This window comes from Streptomyces sp. rh34 (assembly GCF_002551245.1).
Classification (GTDB): Bacteria; Actinomycetota; Actinomycetes; order Streptomycetales; family Streptomycetaceae; genus Streptomyces.
On the sequence record NZ_NTGZ01000387.1, the window covers coordinates 1 to 4,908 of the forward strand.

The 4,908-nt window shown below is 74.2% G+C and carries 2 protein-coding genes and 2 pseudogenes; all 4 read right to left on the reverse strand.

Annotated features, from left to right (window positions below; genetic code table 11):
• Window positions 1-410 (reverse strand): annotated as a pseudogene (locus CR470_RS35750) (hypothetical protein); the annotation flags it as partial.
• Window positions 407-3,289, reverse strand: coding sequence for a lantibiotic dehydratase (locus CR470_RS41190; RefSeq protein WP_097871736.1), 2,883 nt, complete (start codon window positions 3,287-3,289; stop codon window positions 407-409). The gene CR470_RS41190 and the pseudogene CR470_RS35750, both read right to left, overlap by 4 nt.
• 137 nt (window positions 3,290-3,426) lie before the next feature.
• Window positions 3,427-3,612 (reverse strand): thiazolylpeptide-type bacteriocin, encoded by a 186-nt coding sequence (locus tag CR470_RS35760; protein WP_257139037.1) that lies wholly within the window; start codon window positions 3,610-3,612, stop codon window positions 3,427-3,429.
• Between the two features lie 672 nt (window positions 3,613-4,284).
• Window positions 4,285-4,908, reverse strand: a pseudogene (locus tag CR470_RS41195) (condensation domain-containing protein); the annotation flags it as partial.

A 4,908-nucleotide genomic window follows, 5' to 3' on the forward strand; every position in this document is an offset into this window, starting at 1 on the left:
ACAGCCCCGAGCCATGGTCCGGCCCCGTCGGCCGCCCTGTCGGCCGCCTCGTCGGCTGCCTCGCGGGTGGGACGTTCGACGAGGAGGTCGTGGTCGTGCAACTGGCCGACCACGGTGAGCAGGGCTGCCCGGAGCGGTGAACCCGCGGGGGCTGTCGGGGCCGGGGCCGGGGCCGTGTTCGCGTCCGGGGCGAGGGTTTTGGCCAGGTGGTCCCAGAGCTGCGGCAGCCCGGGGCCGCCTTCCAGGGTGAGGCTGTTGATCCAGCCCCGCAGGTGTACGCCGTTGTGGAGCACGGTGACCGAGACTCCCGGACGCAAGGTCCACCGCCCCAGTGAATCCAGCGCGTCCGGCGTGGGCCGTGTCCCCTGTGGGGAGGTGGTCGCGTCGTGCGCCGTCTGATCGGCGGTCATCGCTCTTCCCTTCGGTTCGGGTGCCCGGCGGGCGTGCGGTCGCCCGCGTCGCCGGGGGGCTGCCCGGCCCGGTAGGTCTCCACCACCAGCTCGACCGCCGCCGATTTCTCGTCCCGGGCGGGGGCGGGCAGTGCCTCCTCCAGGACCGCGCCCTGCGGGTGGCGGCCCAGCCACTTGCCCAGGCAGCGCAGATGCAGCGCGTCGCCGAGATCGACGTACTGCGGCTTGGGGCGGTCCAGAGCACGCAGGAGGTCCTCGTCCGCCCGCCCGCTCCCCGCCGGTGGCGCGGCGTGCAGATAGAGCTGATCCGGTACGCCGAGCAGGGCCCGCCAGCGCGCCACCGTGCCCACCGGCATCTCGCCCTCGGCGGCGAGTTCCGCGAGCAGCGCCGCCACGGTGGAGCCCGCCAGCTCCCACCGGCGGCGGCGCAGTACGAGATGGCGGTGGCGCAGGCGCGGGGTGCGTACCAGTTCTCCGCCGGGTACGGCGGTGCGGTGGCGGGGTACCAGGGTGCCGAAGTCGGTAATGCCGTGCGGGTGGTCCATCAGCAGGGGCGCGAGCCTCGGCTGCAGCAGGAGCGGGGCGAACACTCCCGCGTAGAGGACATCGGCCCGTTCACCGGTGGCCTTGATCCGGACACGTACCTCATCACCGGCCAGGTCATGGACGAGTTCGACGTCGTTTGCGCCGAGGGAGGTGTAGGAGCGGTCCGGCCCGATCTCCTGCGGCACGAACAGTGGATGCAGGTTGGCGTTGAAGCCGCTGACCGGGCGTACCTGGGCCACGGCGGCTCCGGGACCGAGTGTGTCGGACACGGCGGCGGCCGTTTCCCGTGCGGCCCCGGCGTCCAAGGAGTCCAGGAATCTGCTGCTGAAGCGCCCCCACCCCCCGTACACGTGGTTCACGCACAGCTGCCCGCCGGGCGCCCGCTGGAGGAACTCGGTGTAGGAGACCGGGCGCCGGGTCGCCCAGGGCGGCAGCCGGGAGCCGAGTCCGGCCACCAGGCCGGCCGGCAGGACGACGTCGTCATCGGGCCCGCCGCCGCTGCGTGCGTGTGCCCGGTGCGCGGCCTCCACCAGCTCGGCCCGGAGCGCGGCGAGCTGCCGGATGCCGCGGGCGGCGGTGGATCCGTCACCGTCCGCCCCGGGGGTGTCTCCGCCGGGTGCCCTCGCGGCCCGCTGCCATGCCTCGTTGGCGTCCGCGCCGAAGTCCCACACGTGCGGGCAGACCCCACCGGGCCCGTACCGTGCGACGAAGCTGTCCCGCACCTGCCGGCGCACCACGGGTCCGAGGTCGAACACCTCGGCGAGGGTGGCCAGTTCGCCGATCGCCCGGTGGTCGCTGTCGCTGAGAAAGCCGTCCAGGCGGATCGGCTGCCGCATCACGATGTCCTCGCTGAGGACGGTGAGGCGGGTGGGGTCCGGGCCCACGGGGCGGCCCACCTCGTCGAGGAGTGTCACCCAGCGGTCCCTGAGGGTGGCGAGCACGGCGGCGCGGCGGCCGGGTTCCGCCGTGCCGAACTCACCGGTGATGAGGGAGAGTTCGTCGATACGCAGGGCCAGTTGGCGGTCGTGCGGTGAGCCGGTCTCGCGCAGCCAGCGCGCGAGCCGGGGCAGGGGGTCCGGGTCCTGCGGGTCGAAGGGCTCCACCGGGACGAGCAGCCCCGCGTCGCGGACCTGCCGGAGGAAGGCGGACGCCGCGTCTGCCTGTGCCGGGTCCGGCTCCGGGGCCGGCGTTCCTCCTGCCGCGAGCATTGCGGCCAGAGCGTCGGGGGTGGCCGGGGGGTCGCACAGCGCGGCGAGCCGGCGCAGCGGTTGCGCAGCGCCGAGGGTGACCTCGTCATCCTCCACCGCGAGGAAACGCGCGGCGGTGAAGGCCGTGCGGGAGCGGGCGAAGGCGGCACGCCCGTCGGAGAGACGGAGGCTGCTGCACATGCGGTGCGGCAGGGTGGAGCGACGGCGCGGGTCCTCTGCCAGCGCCGCGAACAGCGTGTCCACCAGCGTCCGGTTGGCGCGGACGACGGCCCGGGACGAACCGAGCGGCAGGTCCGCGCTGTTCCAGGAACCGGTGTTCCGCTCCGGGCTGTTCCAGGCGCCGGTTCCCGGGTCCGTGCTGTTCGAGGACCCGGTGTCCTGCTCCGGGCCGTTCGAGGACCCGGTGCCCTGCCTCGGGCTGTTCCCCGGGCCGGCTTCCCGCTCTGCCCCCGGCGGTGTCGGCAGGACCCCCCAGCCGACACCCACGAAGGCGGACAGCGGAGTCGTACGGGCCACGGCCCGCGTCACGTGCCGCAGCACACCCGGCTCCTCCTTCCGGGCCCTGCGGCCCTCCCGCCCCTGCCCGGCCCGCACCACCGCCCGCAGCAGGTCCGCGCTGGTGAACGACGCGGCACGGAGGAACGAGGGCTCACGGCACAACCCGGCGAGCACCGACCGCCCGGCGGCGAGAGCGGGGGCGGCCCCGGACCGCAGCGCCGTGAGCAGCTCCTCCCTGCGGCGGCGCGCTGTGAGCCAGGCGCGCAGTTCGGGCAGCCGGTCCGGCAGGCCCTCCAGGCGGCGCAGCAGGGCAGGCCGGGGGGCGCGTCCGTTGTGCACGGCACGGCGGAGCGGAAGCACCACCTCGCGGTGGTACTCCTCGGTATGGTCCGCCCGGCTCGCGTACAGCGCGTCACCGAGCGCGGGCGCCAGAGCCGTGAGCCGGCCCTCCAGCACCACCAGTTCGGCCAGCGCGGCGCGGAACGCCGCAGCGGGCCCGGGCTCGGCGGGCAGGCTCAGCAGGGTCGTACGGACCAGCGCGCCGGGGGCGATCTGGGGCAGAGGGCTGCTATGCCCGTCGCGGGCCGGGGCGGCGGGTATCTGAAGTTCCGGAACGGGCGGATTCACATCGATCCAGTCGACTGGGCGTTGGACAGGGCCCCGGCACACGGTCCGCAGGCACCGGGTTCGTACGCGAGCAGGCCCCCGCGGCGCCGCGCCGCACCACGGCCGACGGCGCCGCGGAAGCCTTCACGGTCGCTGTGTCACGCGGTGTGGAGCTGCTGCGGCGGCTGGACGCTGCACGCGCCGCAGCCGGAGCAGCCCTGACAGGACGTCGAGGAGGAGGACGACAGTGAATACGTCGACTCAGCTATTCCCGCCGTGTCGCGCATGGCGGTGACGGTGATCTCTCCGAGATCGAGCGCACTGAGATCGAATGCGGTGGCCATCTCTGGAAGTGACATGTGTTCTCCAGGAGTCGTGAGGGTGTGAACGGTGCTTCCGCGCACCGATCCGGCAGCGTAGGCCGCGGGGTGGCGCCCGGGGCACGGTTTAATCAGCCAAGGCGACGGCAGAGAAATGTCTTGAAGACGTGTTACCGGCTGATTGTCAGGAAGGGGTTGCGGGCAGGGTGGCGCCGCCCGTTAACTTCCGGGAAAAACCGGCGGTGGACGTGTGCGACTACGTCGGCTTTTCTCCCCGGGGCGCGTATCGGAAAGTGAATCCTTTCCGGAGGGTCCTCATCCGGATGGTCCGCTGCCAAGAAGGGGGGCCATGGAGAGATAATTCTTACGTTTCATTCCCGCAACGCCCTGTCCGGGATCTGCCGCGCCGTCTCCGTGCCGAACGCGCGGGTGAGCAGACCCAGTGGTGCCGCAGGCGTCCCGCCGGCTTCCGCGGCCGCCCAGCAGGCCAGCCAGGCCGGCGGCCGCGCCGGCCGGGCCGCGAACGAGCGGTACGTCCGCTCCGGAGGAGTGGAGCAGGGACTCCAGCAGGCAGAGGCGATGGTGTCCGGGAGCGAGGGCTGCGCGAGGCAGTCGGCCACCGCGGCGCCCGCCGTACGGTCGGCCCGCCGGCCCCCTGCCGTACGTCGGCCCGCCGCTGTACGTCGGCCCCGACGCTCAGGAGCCCGCCGCCGACGACCGGGACGTCCTTCGCCCGCCCCGTCCGGCTGATGCGCGCTCCGTGTCGAAGCAGTGCGGGAACGAGCCGTGCACCACCGGCGTGCCGGGTGCGAGGCGGCCGACGTCGAGAAGCGGGCCCCGGCCGCGGACCGCCGCGACGATCAGGCGTGCCCCGTACACCGTGGCGGGCGGCACCCGCTCCGATTCGCGTACGTCGACGGCGTCGGCGAGACCACGTTCGCGGCGGCGGTCGGCGAGATCCTCGAGGCGTGGGCCGCCGCCCGGCACATCGCGGAGCAGGCGCCGGGCCGGCGGACTCGGGGACTGGCCGAGCGGCAGTTCCAGGGAGGAGGAGCCGATGGGGCCGAGCCCTGCGAACGCGACGGTGAGAGCGCCCGGTTCCCGCCCGGTGGCGTCCAGGGCGGCGTGAACGCCCTTCACGACGGAGACGACCGCCGCCGCGTGGCCCGCAGAGCTGCTGCGTGGCCGGTGGTGGGGGACGTGGTCGCTCCGGCGCCGGCGCGGCGCGTGCGACACCGCAACCCACCGCACCACCGTCCCCGTGCGCTGCTCCAGACGGCGGGCGCAGTCGGCGGTCACCGCCCCGGCGGGGTCCGGGGC

Coding starts and splice junctions, on each gene's coding strand:
- CR470_RS35760 (WP_257139037.1), bottom strand. CDS start 3,612: ATGGCCACCGCATTCGATCTCAGTGCGCTCGATCTCGGAGAGATCACC.